A 17,246-nucleotide genomic window follows, 5' to 3' on the forward strand; every position below is an offset into this window, starting at 1 on the left:
CGCTCACGCCTTCAGCGTGTCCTTCCGGTACAGCCACGCCGCGCCGCCCGCGAACAGGGCGAAGTAGACGACGAGGAGGGCGACGTCCTTCGAGCTCGGGGACTGGCTCTGCTCGATGGCCTGCCCCAGGGCAGCGTACGCGTGCGTGGGCAGCCACTTGGCGATGTCCTGCAGCCACTGCGGGAACGTCGTCGCGGGCATCCACAGGCCGCCCAGCAGGGACAGCCCGAAGTAGGTGATCATCGTGATCGGACGGACCGCGTCACCGGTGGCCAGGTAGCCGATGGCCACGCCGAGCGCGGCGAAGACGAGGCTGCCGGCCCAGATCGCGCCGGTGAGCGCGAGCCACTGCCAGGCGTCCAGGCGTACGTCCTTCACCGTGGCGGCGACCAGGAAGACGATCACGATCGACGGCAGGCTGACCACGGCCGCGCTCGCGGTCTTCGCGATCACATAGCCGCGCCCCGGCAGCGGGGTCAGCCGCAGCTGGCGCACCCAGCCGCTCTCCCGCTCCTTGGCGATGCGCTCGCTGTTGCCCATCAGGACGGCGGTCAGGGCGCCGAAGGAGGCCATGGAGACCATCATGTACGTCGCGACCGTCAGACCGGTGCCGTCGATCTTGTCCGTGGCGCCGGCGCTGCCCGCGATCAGCAGGAACAGGGTCGAGGGGTAGATCACCGAGAAGAACAGGAACTTGCGGTTGCGCAGGGCGCGGGTGAGTTCCAGCTTGATCAGGCTGTTCACTTCGACTTCGCCTCCTCGGCGGCGGTGATGGCCACGAACGCCTGCTCCAGGCCGAGCCCGGCGACTTCGAGATTGCGGGGGTAGACGCCGAGGCCGTAGAGGGCGTGGACGGTCGCATCGGCGTCGGTGGACTGGATGCGGATCGTCTGGCCGCTTATGTCGACGGAGGTGAGGAACGGCAGCTCCCGGATCGGGGCCTCGTCGATCTCGCCGTCCAGGTCGAAGGCGACCTTGCGTGCACCGGCCTTCGCCTTGATCTCGGCGGCGGTGCCGTCGGCGAGGAGGCGGCCGCGGTGCAGGACCAGCACGCGGTCCGCGATCGCGTCGGCCTCCTCCAGGTAGTGCGTGGCGAACAGGACCGTGCGGCCCTGGTCGGCCTGCTCGCGCATGGTGGCCCAGAAGGACTGGCGGGCGGAGACGTCCATGCCGGTGGTCGGCTCGTCCAGGACGATCAGGTCGCTGTCGCCCGCGGTGGCGAGGGCGAAGCGGACGCGCTGGGCCTGGCCGCCGGAGAGCTTGTTGACCTTGCGGTCGGCGATCTGCGCGATGTCGGCGCGGGCCAGCACCTCGGTCAGCGGATACGCCTTGGGGTGCAGATCGCAGGCGAGCCGGACCAGCTCGGCGACCGTCACCTCGTCCATCAGCCCACCGCTCTGCAGCATCGCGCCCACCCGCCCGGCGACGATGGCCTCGCGCGGGCTGGACCCGAACACCCGGACCGTGCCGCTGTCGGCCTGCCGCAGACCCAGCAGCAGGTCGAGGGCGGTCGACTTGCCGGCCCCGTTGGGCCCCAGCAGGGCCACCGTCTCCCCCGGGTGCAGAGCGAGCGTCAGCCCGTCCACGGCCCGTACGTCCCCGTAGGTCTTGCTCACCTGGTCGAACCCGACCACCGGGGTGGTGGTCGTCGCTGTCGTCGTCATGAGCACCATGGTGGCCGCGGGGTGCTCCCGCCCGTCAGTGTCGGCGGTCCTGACTGCCGGATGACAGATGTCATACGCCGACGGGGAGCACCCGGCGGACGGCATACGCCGAGGGGGGCACCCGACGGATGCCGGACGCCCCCCTCGGAGGTGCTGGAGCCCGCTAGCTGGGGTCGGTGTCGATGACCCCGACGCGCTCCGCCGCCGTCTTGCCGACCAGCGCCCCGCGCAGCGCGCCGGCGACGTCCTGCGGGGTGACGGCCGTCTTCTGGCCGGTGCCCCGGGTGATCAGCACGCCGTCGAAGGTGGTGCCGTACGCCTCCTTGAGCGCGTCGAGGTCGTACGTCTCCACCAGCTTGCCGTCCACGGCCTTGAAGCCGAGGATCTTCGGCAGGGACAGGGAACCGAACGGGATGCTGTGCACCGCGTCGGTCTGCACGGTGACCTGTGCGGACATCGCCGGCTTCGCGAAGTCCTTCATCTCTCGGTCGACCTCGGCGTTGGAGACCGTCGGCTGCTGGGTCGTGGTCGCGACCGTGACCGGCGTGGTCGTGCCGGTCTGCACCTGGGTGCGGTAGGCCTCCACGACGGCGTCGGTCGACCCGGCGGCGTCGATGCCCTTGCCCGCCTTGCCGTAGACGGCGACCGGCTTGCCGGACTTGAACTCGATCGTGCCCTCGGTCACCGAACCGGAGCCGCCGGCCGAGTCCTTCAGGGCCGCCGTCAGCTTCTCCTCGTCGACCGGCATGACCGGGTCGATGATCCGGTGGTTGCCGAAGAGCGAGCCGACCACGGAGACCGGGTTGTAGTCGCTCTGCGCGGCCGCGGCGACCGTGGCCTGCTCGTCGAACTGCAGGCCCGCCTGGTCCGGCGTGAGCGAGACCGTGCTGCCGCCGACCGAGAGCTTCAGCGGCTTGTTGACGCGGTCGCCGAAGGCCTCGTCGAGCTTCTTGACGGCGTCGTCGCGGGTGCCGCCGCCGATGTCGACGCCCAGCACGGTGGAGCCCTTGGGCACGTCGGTGTGGTTCATCAGCAGACCGGCGCCGTAGGCACCGCCGCCGATGACGAACACGGCGACGACGAGGAGCACCAGCTTGCTGCGCCCCTTCTTCTTCTTTTTCTTGCTCGACGCCGCGGCCGGCACGTCCTGCGAGACCGGCTCGGGCAGCTTGGGGGGCGTGTGCGGCAGCGGTCCGTCGGTGTGGGCGCCCGGTCCGAAGGGCGCGCCCTGGCCGGACGGGACGACCGGGATGCCGCTGGTGACGGTGTGCCCGGAGACGTTGTCGGGGTTCGGGTGGTAGCCCGGTGTACCCGGCTCGGGGGCGGGCTTCTGCGGGGTGAGGATCGCGGTGTCGTCGCTCAGACCGCCGCCGGGACCGAGCCCGTGCGGTCCGGCGCCGGGACCCGTGCCGGGTCCGCCCACGCCCGGGCCACCGGGGCCGTTCGGTCCGCTCATGCCGCCGGGCGCCGAGAAGCCGGGCGGGCCGCCCTGGCCTCCGGGACCGCCGAAGCCGCCCTGGCCATTGGGTCCACCCGGACCGCCGCCCAGCTGCGGGGCCATCGGCCCGTCGCCGGTGACCGGACCGCCGGTCGGGCCGGCGGGGCCGTGCGGGCCGCCGCCCTGGCCGCCGTGGCCGCCCGGTCCGTTGAAGCCGCTCGCACCGCCGGGGCCGCCGTAGCCGCCCTGGATTCCCGGGCCGCCCTGTTCCCCTCGCTCGCCCTCGGCGAAGTACGGCAGCTCGGCACGTCGCGGTTCGCCGCCGCCGGGACGCGAGCCGGGGCCCAGCGGTCCCGCGGCCAGCGCCTCGGTGACGTCGAAGGATCCGGTGCCGCCGCCGTGCCCGGGGGCCACCGGGCCGCCGGTCGCGCCGGTGAGCCCCGCGCCGTTCGTCCCGCCGGGCCGGGCACCGCTCGCGCCGCCGGGACGGGAGCCGCCCGGCACGCTCATGGAGCCGACGACACCGCCGGGGCGTCCCGCGCCGGGACGGGCGCCGGGGGCCGGTGTGCCCGCGGGGGGCGTGGCGGGGGTGGCCGAACCGCCCGGGATTCCGGCGCCGTTGGTGGCACCGCCGCCCGAATCGGGCTTGCCCGCCGAGGACTTGCGGGGCGCGAACCAGTCGCTCGTCTTCTCCCCGCCGGGGCCGCCCGGTCCGCCCGGTCCACCAGGTCCGCCCTGTCCGGCGGGCGGCTCGGCGGAACCCATGGACGGCGTGACGGGCGGCGCCGGAGCCTCGGCCTCCGCAGCACTGCCGTCGGAGCCCTCGGCGTCCGCGACGGGCGTCCGTACGACGACCGGCGGAATGGGCCGCGACCCGGGGATGTTGATCCGGATCCGGGTCGTCAGCGTGGTCTCGGTCTTGCGTTCCTCCGGCTGCGCGGCCGAACGACCCGCGTCCGTACCGGCGTCCGGAACCGCAGGGGTTCCGTACGGCGGCGTACCCGACGGGTAGGCGGCCCCGCCGCGCCCGTTGGGCCCGGAGGACGAAGTGTCAGTTTCACGACTCAAGGCAGGTTCTCCCGGTTGGCTCCGCCGCCCGACACAACCTCAGCGGGCGGCTCGGCGGCGCGCACCACCATACTGGCCACGTCTGGCGCGTATCCCGCGACCGCCGAGGAAACCCACACGGCACGTGCACGCGCCCTTAACGGCGAAGCGGTACGTCACTTCCCAAGTCGGACGTCACGGGCGACTGGTTGCCGCCCTTGCCCAAGGGTGGCGCAGATCACAGCGACAGCCATCCCTCCGAGCAGGAAGAGATAAGAGCCACCTCCTGCGGCGAAGAGGAAGTCGCCCTCCGGTCTGCTGGCGGTGAGCAGGATGACGGAGACCATCCAGCCGGCGGCGGGCGCGATCGCCCCACCCCGGCCGCCGGCCGCCCGACCACCGCCGAGACAGAGCCCGGCCTCGCCCACGAGCGCGAGCAGCAGCCCGCCCGGGAACCAGCCGGACTGCACCAGCGCCCCGGCTCCCCCGACGACCGCGCCGAGCACGAAGAGCCCCGAGTAGAGGAGCGCCCGCCCGAGGGAGGGCCGCTGCAAGGGCTGGGCGAGCATGGAACCCCGGTCGCTCATGACGCCTCCTCGATCCCGGCGAACAGATCGGTCTCGCGCCCACCGGAGTCCCGCGCCGCGCCGCCGGCCCCCCGCACGAGTTCGTAGTACTCGGTCGTGAACAGCGGCTGCGCGAGCTCGTTGGAGAGTGCGAAGTACGGCTCCGCGACCGCGATCTGTGTCGCGTGCGCCCGCATCGCGGCGGCCTTGGCGGCTGCATACGCGGTGCCGTCGATCTCGGTGGTGACGAGGTCGTCGGCCACCACACCCGGCACGTCGTCGACGGCGGCGGACTTGGCGAAGGGCAGACCGAGCAGGTCGGCCGACAGGCGGGCGAAGGCTGTCTCGGCGACCGTGCGCGGCACCCGGTTCCAGTACACCTTGGGGATCCGCCACCCGGCGTCGGCGGCCAGCTCGGCGGCGCGCATGGCGACGCGGTGGGCCTGGATGTGGTCGGGGTGGCCGTACCCGCCGTCCTCGTCGTAGGTGACGAGGACCTGGGGGCGTACCTCCAGGATCACCTCGACGAGAGGCGCGGCGGCTTCGTCGACGTCGGCCTGCCAGAAGGCGGCGGGGTCGTCGTTGTCGGCGAGGCCCATCATCCCGGAGTCCCGGTAGCGTCCCGGGCCGCCGAGCTGACGGAAGTCCTCGACGCCGAGCGCGCGCAGGGCCGCCGCGAGCTCACCCTGTCGGTACTCGCCCAGGGCGGTGCCGGTCAGGTGCCGCAGCCGCGGCGGGATGACCTCGCCGAGCTCGCCGAGGGTGCAGGTGACCAGGGTCACGCGGGCACCCTCGGCCGCGTACCGGGCCATGGTCGCGCCGTTGTTGATCGACTCGTCGTCCGGGTGCGCGTGCACCAGGAGCAGACGCCGAGCGAAGCGAGATGGGGGACCCCCCGCCCGAAGGGTGGGGGAGGGCAGTTCCGTCATGGAACCACCCTACGAGGCGCCACCGAGAGCCCGGCGCAGCCCGGGTCAGAACTTGAGGCTGCCGATCATCCCCGCGATGTTCGTCGTCAGCTCACTGATGGTGGGAGCGACGGTCGAGGAGGCGAGGTAGAAGCCGAGAAGGACGCACACTACGGCGTGCCCGCCCTTCAGACCTGACTTCTTGACCAGCAGGAAGACGACGATCGCCAGCAGCACCACCGCCGAAATCGAGAGTGCCACGGCGGCTCACCTCCAAAGATCCCAAGTACGCGGGGGGGGTCGGACCAGATCAGACCAAGGAGCAGATAAATCCATAGGACAGCCAGCGGATTCATACCCACCATGCGTCAGTGATCATAACTATTCGCACGCGCGCATCGATCGGCGCACGGCCGCACAAGGGGGCGCATGGCCAATATGGTCGGGGCATGACGACGACGTCCGACTCTTTCCCCCGCCGGCACGCCCGCACCCAGCGCTTCACGCTCGGCGCACCGCGCGCGTTCTCGGTGGCGCCCGACGGTTCGCGGGTCGTGTTCCTGCGCTCCACCTCCGGTACGGACAGGGCGAATTCACTGTGGGTGCTGGATCCGGCGGACGGCGGGGAGCGCATGGCGGCGGACCCGCGCGCCCTGCTCGGCGGGGCCGCGGAGGACCTCTCGCCGCAGGAGCGGGCCCGTCGCGAACGCAGCCGCGAGGGCGGCGCCGGCATCGTCGGCTACGCCACCGACGCGACCGTCGAGCTGGCCTCTTTCGCCTTGTCGGGGCGGCTGTTCACGGCCGAGCTGCGGGCCGGCACGGCACGTGAACTCCGGGTCCCCGGACCGGTGATCGACCCGCGCCCGGCCCCCGACGGACGGCATGTCGCCTACGTGGCCGAGGGCGCCCTGCGGATCGTGGGCGCCGAGGGGGAGGGTGAACGGGCCCTCGCCGAGCCGGAGTCGGCGAACGTCACCTATGGACTGGCCGAGTTCATCGCGGCCGAGGAGATGCAGCGCCAGCGCGGCTTCTGGTGGTCGCCCGAGTCCGACCGGCTGCTGGTCGCGCGCGTGGACGACACGCCCGTACAGCGCTGGTGGATCTCCGACCCGGCGCATCCCGAACGTGATCCACAGCACGTCCCTTATCCGGCTGCGGGCACCGACAACGCGGACGTGCGGCTGTTCGTGATCGGCCTGGACGGGGCCCGTACGGAGGTCGTCTGGGACTGGGCGCGCTATCCGTATCTGGCGCATGTGCACTGGTCAGACGCGGGTGCGCCGCTGCTGCTCGTACAGGCGCGCGACCAGCGCAGTCAGCTGTATCTGGCGGTGGATCCGGAGACGGGCGCGACCCGTCTGGTGCACGCGGACGAAGATCCAATTTGGCTTGATCTTTTCCCCGGGGTGCCCTGCTGGAGCCCCTCGGGACGGCTCGTGCGGATCGCCGACGAGGGTGGCGCGCGCGTGCTGGCGGTCGGTGAACGCCCGCTGACCGGACCGCAGTTGCACGTGCGCGCGGTGCTGGCCGTCGGGGACGACGACGCGCTGGTCTCGGCGTCGGCGGGCGCGGAGGCCGAGGCGCCCGAGACCGGCGAGGTGCACGTCTACCGCGTCAGCGAACTCGGCATGGAGCGGCTGTCGCAGGAACCCGGCGTGCACACGGCGGTCCGCGCGGGGGGCGTGACCGTGCTGGTGTCCGCCTCGCTCGACCACCCGGGCGCCCAGGTGCGGTTGCTGCGCGACGGCAAGCAGACGGCGAGTGTCACGTCGTACGCCGAAGATCCTGGTTTGTCCCCGCGCGTGACGCTCATCGAGGGGGGCGCACGGCGAATCCCGTGCGCCGTGCTCTTGCCGCGTGACTACGCCGGTGACACCTCCCTGCCGGTCCTGCTGGACCCCTACGGCGGTCCGCACGGGCAGCGGGTGGTCGCCGCGCGCAATCCGTATCTGACCTCGCAGTGGTTCGCCGACCAGGGGTTCGCGGTGGTCGTGGCCGACGGGCGGGGCACACCGGGGCGCTCGCCCGCGTGGGAGAAGGCGGTGCGGGACGATCTCGCGGCGGTCGTGGTGCAGGACCAGGTCGACGCGCTCCAGGCGCTCGCCGCCGACTTCCCGCTCGACCTGAGCCGGGTCGCGATCCGCGGCTGGTCCTTCGGCGGTTATCTGGCGGCGCTCGCGGTGCTGCGCCGACCGGACGTCTTCCACGCGGCGGTGGTGGGCGCACCCGTCACCGATCTGCGCCTGTACGACACCCACTACCAGGAGCGCTACCTCGGCCACCCGGGCGAGCAGCCGGACGTCTACCGCCGCAACTCGGTGATCGACGACGAGGGTCTGGTCGACGCGGCCGAGCCGCACCGCCCGATGATGGTCATTCACGGCCTGGTGGACGACAACGTGGTGGTCGCCCACTCGCTGCGGCTCTCCTCGGCCCTGCTGGCCGCCGGCCGCCCGCACGAGGTGCTGCCGCTGTCCGGGGTGACCCACATGACCCCGCAGGAAGCGGTAGCCGAGAATCTGCTCCGGCTTCAGCTGGACTTCCTCAAACGATCATTGAAATAACCGCACAAACGCCCGCGAATCGCGTTTACACGCAGGCAACTTCGCGGAAGCGGTACCGATATACGGACGGGCCAGGCTGAACAGCGTACGGCCGTGCGGGTGCCGTAAACGGGCCGGGATGCGCCATGTCATCCCGGCCCGTTGCCATGCTCCCCCGCCTCCTCCTGCTGCCGACCGGGCTCCTCCGGCGGCACCACCTGCTTCTCCTCCGCGAAGTGACAGGCCGAGTCGTGCGCGGCCGGCCCGCTCATGAGCCGGAACTCCGCCGGCACCGCGAGCAGCGGCACCTCCAACTCGCAGCGCTCCTGCGCCTTCCAGCACCGGGTGCGGAAGCGGCAGCCGGACGGCACGTTGGTCGGTGACGGCACGTCACCCGACAGAATGATCCGCTCCCGGTGCTCGCGCGCCTCCGGGTCGGGCACGGGGACGGCGGACAGCAGCGCCTGGGTGTAGGGGTGCGTCGGATGGTCGTAGATCTCCGCGTCCCTGCCGATCTCCACGATCCGGCCGAGGTACATCACGCCGACCCGGTCCGAGATGTGCCGGACGATCGACAGGTCGTGCGCGATGAAGAGGTACGACAGCTCGAACTCGGTCTGCAGCCGGTCGAGCAGGTTGATCACCTGGGCCTGCACGGAGACGTCGAGGGCGGAGACCGGTTCGTCGGCCACGATGATCTCCGGGCGCAGCGCCAACCCCCGCGCGATGCCGATGCGTTGGCGCTGGCCGCCGGAGAACTGGTGCGGATAGCGGTTGATGTACTCGGGGTTGAGCCCGACCACGTCCAGCAGATCCTGGACCTTCCTGCGCCGGTCGCCCTTGGGGGCCACCTCGGGGTGGATCTCGTAGGGCTCCCCGATGATGTCGCCCACCGTCATCCGGGGGTTGAGGGAGGTGTACGGGTCCTGGAAGACCATCTGGATGTTGCGGCGTACGGTCCGCAGGGCCCGGCCGGACAGTGCGGTGATGTCCTCGCCCTTGTACTTGATCGAACCGGCCGTCGGCTTCTCCAGGTTGACCAGCATCTTGGCGACCGTCGACTTGCCACAGCCGGACTCGCCGACGATGCCGAGGGTCTCCCCCTTGTCGAGCGCGAAGTCGACACCGTCGACCGCCTTGACGGCACCGATCTGCTTCTTGAACACGATGCCCTGGGTCAACGGGTAGTGCTTGACCAGTCCACTCACTTCCAGGATCGGCTCAGCCATTGAGGCACTCCCTCCAGAAGTGACAGGCGCTCACCCGCTGGTCGTCCACCTCGTGCAGGGGCGGTACGTCCGTGCGGCACACGTCCTGGGCCATCGGGCAGCGGGGGTTGAAGGCACAACCGGGCGGGATGTTCATGAGGTTGGGCGGCAGTCCCTTGATGGCGTAGAGCTCCTGGCCCTTCTGGTCGAGCCGCGGGATCGACTCCAACAGGCCCTTGGTGTACGGGTGTGCGGGCGCCTTGTAGATGTCGTGCACCGGCGCCTGCTCGACGATCCGGCCCGCGTACATCACCGCGATCCGGTCGGCGACGTCGGCGACCACGCCGAGGTCGTGGGTGATGAGGATGAGCCCCATCCGCAGCTCGCGCTGCAACTCCGCGAGCAGGTCCATGACCTGGGCCTGGACGGTGACGTCGAGGGCGGTGGTCGGTTCGTCGGCGATGATCAGGGCCGGCTCCAGGGCGAGCGCCATCGCGATCATGATGCGCTGGCGCATTCCGCCGGAGAACTGGTGCGGGAACTGCCGTACGCGCTCCTTGGCGGCCGGGATGCGTACCCGGTCCATCAGCTCGATCGCCTTGGTGCGCGCGTCCTTTCGCGACATCCCGCGGTGCACGGTGAACATCTCGCCGAGCTGGTCGCCCACGGAGAGCACGGGGTTTAGGGAGGACAGCGCGTCCTGGAAGATCATCGCCATCTCGGCGCCGCGGACCTTCCTGCGCTCCTCCTCCTTGAGCTTGAGCAGGTCCTTGCCCTGGAAGAGGATCTCGCCGCCGGTGATCTTCCCGGGCGGCATGTCGAGGATGCCCATCACGGCCTGCGCGGTGACGGACTTGCCCGAGCCGGACTCGCCGAGCACGGCGAGGGTCTCGCCCGCGTCCACCCCGTAGTTGACTCCGTTGACGGCCTTGGCGACACCGTCCCTGGTCCTGAACTCCACGTGCAGGTCACGCACTTCGAGCAGCATGACGGCGGCTCACCTCAGCTTCGGGTCGAGGGCGTCGCGGACCGCGTCGCCGAGCATGATGAACGCGAGCACGGTGATCGCCAGCGCTCCCGAGGGCCACAGGAGCGCGTGCGGGGCGTTGCGGACGTAGGTGGAGGCGGAGGAGATGTCGATGCCCCAGGACACGGTGGGCGGTTTGAGGCCGACGCCGAGGTAGGACAGGGTCGCCTCCAGCGAGATGTACGTGCCGAGCGCGATGGTCGCCACGACGATCACCGGGGCGACCGCATTGGGCGCGATGTGCCGCAGCAGGAGCCGGGAGTTGGAGGCGCCGAGCGCGCGGGCGGCCTGCACGTAGTCGTTCTGCTTGGCGGTGATGACCGAGCCCCGGGCGATGCGGGAGATCTGCGGCCAGCCCAGCAGCACCATGAAGCCGATCACCGGCCAGACGGTGTTGCTGGTGACGACGGAGAGCAGGACCAGACCGCCGAGGACGACCGGGATCGCGAAGAAGATGTCGGTGATCCGGGACAGGACCGAGTCCCACACCCCGCTGAAGAACCCGGCGAGCCCGCCCAGCACCGACCCGAGGAGGGAGACCCCGAGCGTGGCGAGGACGCCGACCGTGACGGACGTACGGGCGCCGTAGACCGTGCGCGTGTAGACGTCGCAGCCCTGGCCGTCGTAGCCGAAGGGGTGGCCCGGCTGGGAGCCCTCCTGGGCCTTGGAGAGGTTGCACTTGAGGGGGTTGCCCGAGGCGATCAGGGAGGGCCAGATGGAGATGACGACGAGGAAGAGGATGACCAGGGCCGAGATGATGAAGACGGGGTTGCGGCGCAGGTCGCGCCAGGCGTCGGACCACAACGAGCGGGGTCGGTCCTGCGGGCCGCCGCCGTCCGGGCCCGGGGTCTTGTCCAGCGTCGCCGCCTCGCTCGTAGCGAGGTCCATCGGACCGCCCATGCCGGTGCCGGCGATCGCGAGTTCGGGATCGTTCGGCTGCTCAGGCATAGCGGATCCTCGGGTCGAGTACGGCGTACAGGAGGTCGACGAGCAGATTGGCCACCAGGAAGACGAGGACGAGGACGGTCACGAAGCCCACGACGGTCTGGGTGTTCTGCCGGAGGATGCCCTGGTAGAGCTGGAAGCCGACGCCGTGGATGTTGAAGATCCGCTCGGTGACGATGGCGCCGCCCATCAGGGCGCCGATGTCGGTGCCGATGAAGGTGACGACGGGGATGAGTGAGTTGCGCAGCAGGTGCCGGATGATCACCCGGCGCCTGGGCAGCCCCTTGGCGACGGCCGTGCGGACGTAGTCGGAGCGCCGGTTCTCCGCGATGGAGGTGCGGGTCAGCCGGGTCACGTAGGCCAGGGACACGGAGGCCAACACCAGGCCCGGCACGATCAGTTCGCCGAAGGTCGCCTCCGTGGAGACCGACGGTTTGATCCATCCCCACTCGACGCCGAGCAGCAGTTGGAGCAGCAGACCGGTGACGAAGGTGGGGACGGAGATCACCACGAGGGTGAGCAGCAGGACCGTGGTGTCGACGGGCCGGCCCCGCTTGAGGCCGGTGACGACCCCGAGCGAGATGCCGATGACGATCTCGAAGAGGATCGCCACGATCGTCAGCCGGATGGTGACCGGGAACGCCGTCGACATCAGGTCGGTGACCTTCTGGCCGTTGAACGCCGTACCGAAGTCACCGGTGAAGACGTTCCCCATGTAGGTCAGGTACTGCTGCCAGACCGGCTTGTCGAGGCCGAACTCCTTCTTGAGCTGGGCCGCCGTCGCCGGGTCGCACTGCTTGTCGCCGCACAGGCCCGCGATGGGGTCGCCCATCACGTTCACCATCAGGAAGATCAGCAGCGTGGCCCCGATGAACACCGGGATCATCTGGAGCAGCCGCCTCGCGACGTAGCGCCCCACGGCGGGTCAGCCGACCTTGATCTCGTTGTAGACGGGGACGCTGAACGGGTTGAGCGCGACGTTGGAGAGCCGGTCCGACCAGCCGGCGCTGCCGTTCTGGTACCAGAGCGGGATGGCCGCCATGTTGTCGCGGACGACCTTCTCGGCGTCCTGGAAGAGCGAGATCGCCTTGGCGGTGTCGGTCTCGGTGTTGGCCTGGTTGACGAGCTTGTCGAAGTCCTTGTTGGACCACTTGCCGTCGTTGGAGGAGGCGTTGGTGTAGTAGAGCGGCTGGAGGAAGTTCTGGATCAGCGGGTAGTCCATCTGCCAGCCGGCCCGGAACGGCCCCGACATCTTCTTCTGGGTGATCTGGCTGCGGAAGTCGGCGAAGGTGCCGACCGGGTTGCCGACGCAGGCCTTGTCGTTGCCGAGCGCGTTGTTGATGGAGTTGCACACCGCGTCCACCCACTCCTTGTGCGAGCCCGTGTCCGCGTTGTAGGAGATCTTGACCTGGCCGTTGGGCAGCCCGCCGCCCTCCTGGATCAGCTTCTTGGCCTCGGTCGGGTCGTAGTCGCAGCCGTCCCCGCACAGCCCGTCCTGGAAGCCGCCCTCCTTGCCGAGGACCGGTGAGGTCCAGTCGGTGGCCGGGGTGCGGGTCTTCTGGAAGATCGTGTCGGTGATCTGCTTGCGGTTGATCGCCATCGACAGGCCCTTGCGGACCTTGTCCGAGTCGCTCTTGTTCCAGTCCTTGTCGTAGAACGGGAACGCGAGGGTCTGGATGATGCCGGCGGGGGTGTTCAGATAGCGGTCGCCGAGGTCGCTCTTGACGTTCTTGAGCTGGGCGGCGGGGACGTCGTCGACCAGGTCGAGGTTGCCGGCCATCAGGTCGGTGTAGGCGGTGTTGTTGTCGGTGTAGACCTTGAGGTCGACGCCGCCGTTCTCGGCCTTGTCGGTGCCCGGGTAGTCGGCCCGGGTCCGCAGGGACATCTGTGAGCCCTTGGTGTACGACTTCACCGTGTACGGCCCGTTGCCGATCGGCTTCTTCACCCAGGCCGCGTGGTTGTCGTAGAAGGCCTTGGGCAGCGGCGCGAAGGCCGGGTAGCCGAGGGTGTCGGGGAACGTCGAGAACTTCTGCGTCAGCTTGACGGTGAAGGTCTTGTCGCCGGTGGCCTTGAGGCCGCTGAGGGTGTCCGCGGTCTGCTTGGAGCCGTCGTCGGGGTGGGTCTTGTCGTAGCCCTCGATGTACTGGAAGAAGTACGCGTTCTTCTGGTTGTTCTTCAGGCTCGCGCCGTAGTTCCAGGCGTCGACGAAGGACTTGGCGGTGACCGCCTCGCCGTTGCTGAAGGTCCAGCCGTCCTTGATCGTGACCGTGAAGTTCTGCGAGTCCGACGTGTCGATCTTGTCGGCGAGCATGTCCTCGGCGGCGCCCGTCTTCGGGTTGTACCGCTTCAGCCCGCGGAAGATCATGTCGAGCACCTTGCCGCCCTGCACCTCATTGGTGTTGGCCGGCTCCAGCGGGTTCTGCGGGTCCCCCCACGAGGAGCTGAGCACCGCGCTGCCGTCACCGCCGCCGCTGTCACTGCCCCCGCCCCCGCAGCCCGTCACGGCGAGTGCGACCGCCGCCGCGCCTGCGGCCCATTTGGCGTGCGTGGCTCCACGCATGGAGTGCCTCCTCAAGACTGCCAATCCGTTACCGGCCAATATCGACACAAAAAGGACGCACCGCACACCCATCCGGACCGTTCGGGGGACGCGCCATCCGGATGGCCGCCCTCCGCAAAGGATCTTCGCGGCAGGGCGCAAGGGATCTTCACCGGCCGATGCGGAACCGTTGGATCAAGACGACACGGTGTACACATTTCGACACACGGGCGTCCGCATATCGAACTCATTGCCCGTTTCGCGTAGTTGGCCGGAATTCAGACACGGATCCATCACGGGGTGCTACGCGCGTAGTATCGGCTTGGTCAATCACGGGTAAATAATACAAAGAGAAACCCAAGTCGACCGAGAATTTATTGACCTTGAATGAATTACGTTGAAAAAGTCCGGCGTAGCCCGTAGGGGAGCGCCCTGCGGAGTCACTCAGACCCTCCCTCGGGCCAGGAGCACCATGACCCCCCCAACTCCATCGGCGGCCGCCCCGCTCGAGGTGACCGACGACAGCATCGTCGCGTCACCTCCGCCCTCCACCCACAAGGGCAGCGAGAGCCGCTCCCCCGGCCGTCTGGCCTGGACCCGTTTCAAGCGCGATCGCACGGGCGTTATATCCGCGTACATCGTGATCTTCTTCTTCGTGGTCGCGATCGCCGCCCCGCTGATCGCCAAGCTCTACGGCAAGGATCCGTACACCACGTACGCGAGCCAGCGCCCGGACCTGCTGAACGCCTTCTCGTACCCGGCAGGGCCCAACGGCGGCATGAGCTCGGAGTTCTGGTTCGGGATCGAGCCCCAGCTGGGCCGGGACGTCTTCACCTTCCTGCTGTACGCCATCCGCAACTCGCTCGGGATCGCGGTGGCGGCCTCGCTGCTCACCATGTTCTTCGGCATCGTGATCGGTGTCACGGCGGGCTATCTGGGCGGCAAGACGGACTACCTCGTGGGCCGGGTCATCGACATCCTGCTGTCGTTCCCCTCCACGCTCTTCTTCATCGCCTTCATGCCGGTCGTCTACTCCTTCTTCGTCGCCGACGACGACAACATCCCCACCGGGCTGCGGGCCGCCTCCCTGATCATCGTCCTGTCCTTCTTCGGCTGGGCGACCATCGCGCGTCTGCTGCGCGGTCAGGTACTGGGTCTGCGCGTACGGGAGTTCGTCGAGGCGGCCAAGGTCACGGGCGCGTCCCCCAGGCGGATCGTGTTCAAGGAACTGCTGCCCAACCTGTGGACGCCGATCATCATCCAGTTCACGTTGCTGCTCCCCGCCTACGTGACCGCGGAGGCCGGGCTCTCCTTCCTCGGTGTCGGCATGATCGACCCGACCCCGGACTGGGGCGTCATGATCGCCCGCGGCGCCCAGTTCTACACCGAGGACTTCACCTTCATGCTCTTCCCGGGCCTGTCGATGGTGATCTTCGTCCTCGCCTTCAACCTCCTCGGCGACTCGGTGCGTGACGCACTCGACCCGAAGTCCAAGCGATAGCCCTCCGTCCCACTCCGGCCCGGTTCGACGACGTCCGGCCGGCCCCGCCGTTCCGATCACTCCTTGAGGCAGGCGCAGCATGTCCTTTTCCCGCAGAAACTTCCTGATAGCCACCGGTGTGGCCGCGGCCGGCACCACCGTGCTGAGCGCCTGTGGCAGCGGCAGTGGCAGCGGCTCGTCCAGCGACAAGATCCCCTCGGTCAGCGGCGCCAAGACCATGAACATCCCGGTCGGCACCAAGGCCGACTCCACCGGCCCGGCGCCGGAGGTCAAGGGCGCGGTCACCGGCGGGACGATCTACTCGCTCGACCAGTTCGACATGGACCACCTGGACCCGGCGCAGATCTACGTCTCCACCGAGGGCGCCATCACCCGCCCGATCCTGCGCGGCCTCACCGGCTACAAGATCGACGAGAAGGGCGGCGCCACGCTCGTCGGCGATGTCGCCACGGACGCCGGCACCTCGAAGGACGGCGGCAAGACCTGGTCGTTCACGATCAAGGACGGCATCAAGTGGGAGGACGGCACCGCCCTCTCCATGGACGACGTCCGCCACACCTTCGAGCGCCTCTTCGCGTCCTTCGTGACCGAGGGCCCGCGCTATGTGCAGCAGTGGCTGGTCGGCGGCGACAAGTACAAGGGCCCCTACGAGGGCAAGAGCCTGGCCTCCATCGCGGTCGACGGCCAGACCATCACCTTCAGCCTCACCGAGGCCCGCGCGGACTTCAACTACACGCTCGGCATGCCGGGTTACGGCCTGGTGTCCAAGAAGCAGGACACCAAGGAGAAGTACGACAAGCGTCCGTACTCGCTGGGCCCGTACAAGATCGGCAGCCGTCAGGTCGGCAAGTCGCTGACGTTCGTGCGCAACGAGCACTGGGACGCGAAGACGGACGCGATCCGCAACGCGTACCCGGACCAGTTCGTCTTCCAGTTCGGCTTCGAGCCGATCGCCTCCACCGACCGCTACATCGCGGACAAGGGCAACGACCAGTACGCGATGTCGATCTTCAACGAGGTCGCGGCCGAGCGCATCGCCCAGGTGCTCACCAACACCAAGCTGACCAAGCGCGTCCTGACCCAGGTCGACACGGTCACCTACTACTGGCCGATCAACACCACCCGGATCACGGACGTCAAGGTCCGTCAGGCCATCAACTGGGCCTGGCCGCACCAGCAGCTGCAGACCATCCGCGGCGGCAAGGCGACCAGCGAGCTGGCCACCACGATCCTGTCCCCGGTGACCCCCGGCTACGAGAAGTTCGACCTGTACGGCACGGACAAGAAGCCCGGCGGCGACCCGGTCAAGGCCAAGGCGCTGCTGAAGGAGGCCGGCAAGCTCGGCCAGAAGCTGGTCATCGCCTACCAGCAGTCGGACAACGCGGTGAAGCAGGCCGTCGCGATCAAGAACGCCCTGGAGGCGGCCGGCTTCACGGTCGTCAACAAGCAGATCGACAAGTCGACCTTCTACACCCAGATCGGCAAGATCGACAACGACTACGACCTGTTCGCGGCCGGCTGGAGCCCGGACTGGCCGGGCGGTTACTCGGTCTTCTATCCCTGCTGGAGCGGCAAGAACATCGGCGACGGCCGCAGCAACTACGCCCAGCTGGACGACGCGAGCGTGAACAAGGCGATCGACACCGCCTCCACGATCGCGGACACGGACAAGGCCAACAAGGCCTGGGGCGCCATCGACAAGCAGATCATGGAGCTCGCGCCGGTCGTCCCGGACTACCACTCCATCCGCAACTGGATGCACGGGTCCAAGGTCGGCAACGTGGTGTACGACGCCGGCAACACCTGCGTCGCGCTCACCAAGCTGTACGCCATCAAGTAACCCTGCCGGGGGCGGCCGTC

Annotated in this window: 14 protein-coding genes; 3 read left to right on the forward strand and 11 right to left on the reverse strand. The window is 69.3% G+C overall.

Translation table 11 applies throughout. The features are described from left to right. Positions 1 to 3 precede the first annotated feature (3 nt). The 6 genes from M2283_RS37055 to M2283_RS37080 all read right to left on the reverse strand — a co-directional run bounded on the left by M2283_RS37055 (position 4) and on the right by M2283_RS37080 (position 5,884). The gene (locus M2283_RS37055) at positions 4 to 744 is read right to left on the reverse strand and encodes an ABC transporter permease (protein WP_280880875.1); all 741 of its coding nucleotides are present in this window, start codon (positions 742 to 744) and stop codon (positions 4 to 6) included. After that, positions 741 to 1,664 (reverse strand): ABC transporter ATP-binding protein, encoded by a 924-nt coding sequence (locus M2283_RS37060; RefSeq protein WP_280880876.1) that lies wholly within the window; start codon positions 1,662 to 1,664, stop codon positions 741 to 743. The genes M2283_RS37055 and M2283_RS37060 overlap by 4 nt, the downstream gene beginning before the upstream one ends. A gap of 163 nt (positions 1,665 to 1,827) precedes the next feature. After that, entirely contained in the window at positions 1,828 to 4,170 is a 2,343-nt protein-coding gene (locus M2283_RS37065; protein ID WP_280880877.1) for a hypothetical protein, read from the reverse strand. 155 nt (positions 4,171 to 4,325) lie between these two features. Then, positions 4,326 to 4,736 carry a DUF6113 family protein gene (locus M2283_RS37070; RefSeq protein ID WP_280880878.1) on the reverse strand — a complete coding sequence of 137 codons (411 nt, stop codon included), beginning with the start codon at positions 4,734 to 4,736 and terminating at the stop codon, positions 4,326 to 4,328. Further along, positions 4,733 to 5,644, reverse strand: coding sequence for an N-acetyl-1-D-myo-inositol-2-amino-2-deoxy-alpha-D-glucopyranoside deacetylase (gene mshB / locus M2283_RS37075; RefSeq protein WP_280880879.1), 912 nt, complete (start codon positions 5,642 to 5,644; stop codon positions 4,733 to 4,735). Before mshB ends, M2283_RS37070 begins: the two co-directional genes overlap by 4 nt. Positions 5,645 to 5,689: 45 nt before the next feature. Then, on the reverse strand, positions 5,690 to 5,884 hold the full coding sequence (locus M2283_RS37080) for a hypothetical protein (RefSeq protein ID WP_123997939.1): 195 nt from the start codon (positions 5,882 to 5,884) through the stop codon (positions 5,690 to 5,692). 188 nt (positions 5,885 to 6,072) lie between these two features. Between M2283_RS37080 and M2283_RS37085 the strand changes: the two genes are divergently transcribed. Continuing rightward, the gene (locus M2283_RS37085) at positions 6,073 to 8,187 is read left to right on the forward strand and encodes a S9 family peptidase (protein WP_280880880.1); all 2,115 of its coding nucleotides are present in this window, start codon (positions 6,073 to 6,075) and stop codon (positions 8,185 to 8,187) included. Between the two features lie 128 nt (positions 8,188 to 8,315). On the opposite strand, the gene M2283_RS37090 is transcribed toward M2283_RS37085, so the two are convergent. Genes M2283_RS37090 through M2283_RS37110 form a run of 5 tightly spaced genes read right to left on the reverse strand, consistent with a single transcriptional unit; the run spans position 8,316 to position 13,906 of the window. Beyond that, entirely contained in the window at positions 8,316 to 9,395 is a 1,080-nt protein-coding gene (locus M2283_RS37090; RefSeq protein ID WP_280880881.1) for an ABC transporter ATP-binding protein, read from the reverse strand. Continuing rightward, entirely contained in the window at positions 9,388 to 10,362 is a 975-nt protein-coding gene (locus M2283_RS37095) for an ABC transporter ATP-binding protein (protein ID WP_280880882.1), read from the reverse strand. Before M2283_RS37095 ends, M2283_RS37090 begins: the two co-directional genes overlap by 8 nt. A 9-nt stretch (positions 10,363 to 10,371) precedes the next feature. Next, positions 10,372 to 11,349, reverse strand: a complete 978-nt coding sequence (locus M2283_RS37100) for an ABC transporter permease (RefSeq protein ID WP_280880883.1) — start codon at positions 11,347 to 11,349, stop codon at positions 10,372 to 10,374. Then, positions 11,342 to 12,265 carry an ABC transporter permease gene (locus M2283_RS37105; protein ID WP_280880884.1) on the reverse strand — a complete coding sequence of 308 codons (924 nt, stop codon included), beginning with the start codon at positions 12,263 to 12,265 and terminating at the stop codon, positions 11,342 to 11,344. Before M2283_RS37105 ends, M2283_RS37100 begins: the two co-directional genes overlap by 8 nt. A 6-nt stretch (positions 12,266 to 12,271) precedes the next feature. Beyond that, positions 12,272 to 13,906 (reverse strand): peptide ABC transporter substrate-binding protein, encoded by a 1,635-nt coding sequence (locus M2283_RS37110; protein WP_280880885.1) that lies wholly within the window; start codon positions 13,904 to 13,906, stop codon positions 12,272 to 12,274. Between the two features lie 451 nt (positions 13,907 to 14,357). Between M2283_RS37110 and M2283_RS37115 the strand changes: the two genes are divergently transcribed. Together M2283_RS37115 and M2283_RS37120 are read left to right on the forward strand one after the other, a co-directional pair. Beyond that, positions 14,358 to 15,386: an ABC transporter permease gene (locus M2283_RS37115; RefSeq protein ID WP_280880886.1), complete on the forward strand. Its 1,029-nt coding sequence runs from the start codon at positions 14,358 to 14,360 to the stop codon at positions 15,384 to 15,386. Positions 15,387 to 15,465: 79 nt separating this feature from the next. Then, complete coding sequence (locus M2283_RS37120) at positions 15,466 to 17,226, forward strand: ABC transporter substrate-binding protein (protein ID WP_280880887.1); 1,761 nt, start codon at positions 15,466 to 15,468, stop codon at positions 17,224 to 17,226. The last annotated feature ends 20 nt before the right edge of the window (positions 17,227 to 17,246 follow it).

It is taken from the genome of Streptomyces pseudovenezuelae (assembly GCF_029892565.1).
Lineage (GTDB): Bacteria > Actinomycetota > Actinomycetes > Streptomycetales > Streptomycetaceae > Streptomyces > Streptomyces pseudovenezuelae_A.

Bases quoted from the DNA above. Each gene is read 5' to 3' on its own strand.
- M2283_RS37060 (WP_280880876.1), bottom strand. From the start codon at position 1,664: ATGACGACGACAGCGACGACCACCACCCCGGTGGTCGGGTTCGACCAG.
- M2283_RS37070 (WP_280880878.1), bottom strand. From the start codon at position 4,736: ATGAGCGACCGGGGTTCCATGCTCGCCCAGCCCTTGCAGCGGCCCTCC.
- mshB (WP_280880879.1), bottom strand. From the start codon at position 5,644: ATGACGGAACTGCCCTCCCCCACCCTTCGGGCGGGGGGTCCCCCATCT.
- M2283_RS37085 (WP_280880880.1), top strand. From the start codon at position 6,073: ATGACGACGACGTCCGACTCTTTCCCCCGCCGGCACGCCCGCACCCAG.
- M2283_RS37090 (WP_280880881.1), bottom strand. From the start codon at position 9,395: ATGGCTGAGCCGATCCTGGAAGTGAGTGGACTGGTCAAGCACTACCCG.
- M2283_RS37095 (WP_280880882.1), bottom strand. From the start codon at position 10,362: ATGCTGCTCGAAGTGCGTGACCTGCACGTGGAGTTCAGGACCAGGGAC.
- M2283_RS37100 (WP_280880883.1), bottom strand. From the start codon at position 11,349: ATGCCTGAGCAGCCGAACGATCCCGAACTCGCGATCGCCGGCACCGGC.
- M2283_RS37110 (WP_280880885.1), bottom strand. From the start codon at position 13,906: ATGCGTGGAGCCACGCACGCCAAATGGGCCGCAGGCGCGGCGGCGGTC.
- M2283_RS37115 (WP_280880886.1), top strand. From the start codon at position 14,358: ATGACCCCCCCAACTCCATCGGCGGCCGCCCCGCTCGAGGTGACCGAC.
- M2283_RS37120 (WP_280880887.1), top strand. From the start codon at position 15,466: ATGTCCTTTTCCCGCAGAAACTTCCTGATAGCCACCGGTGTGGCCGCG.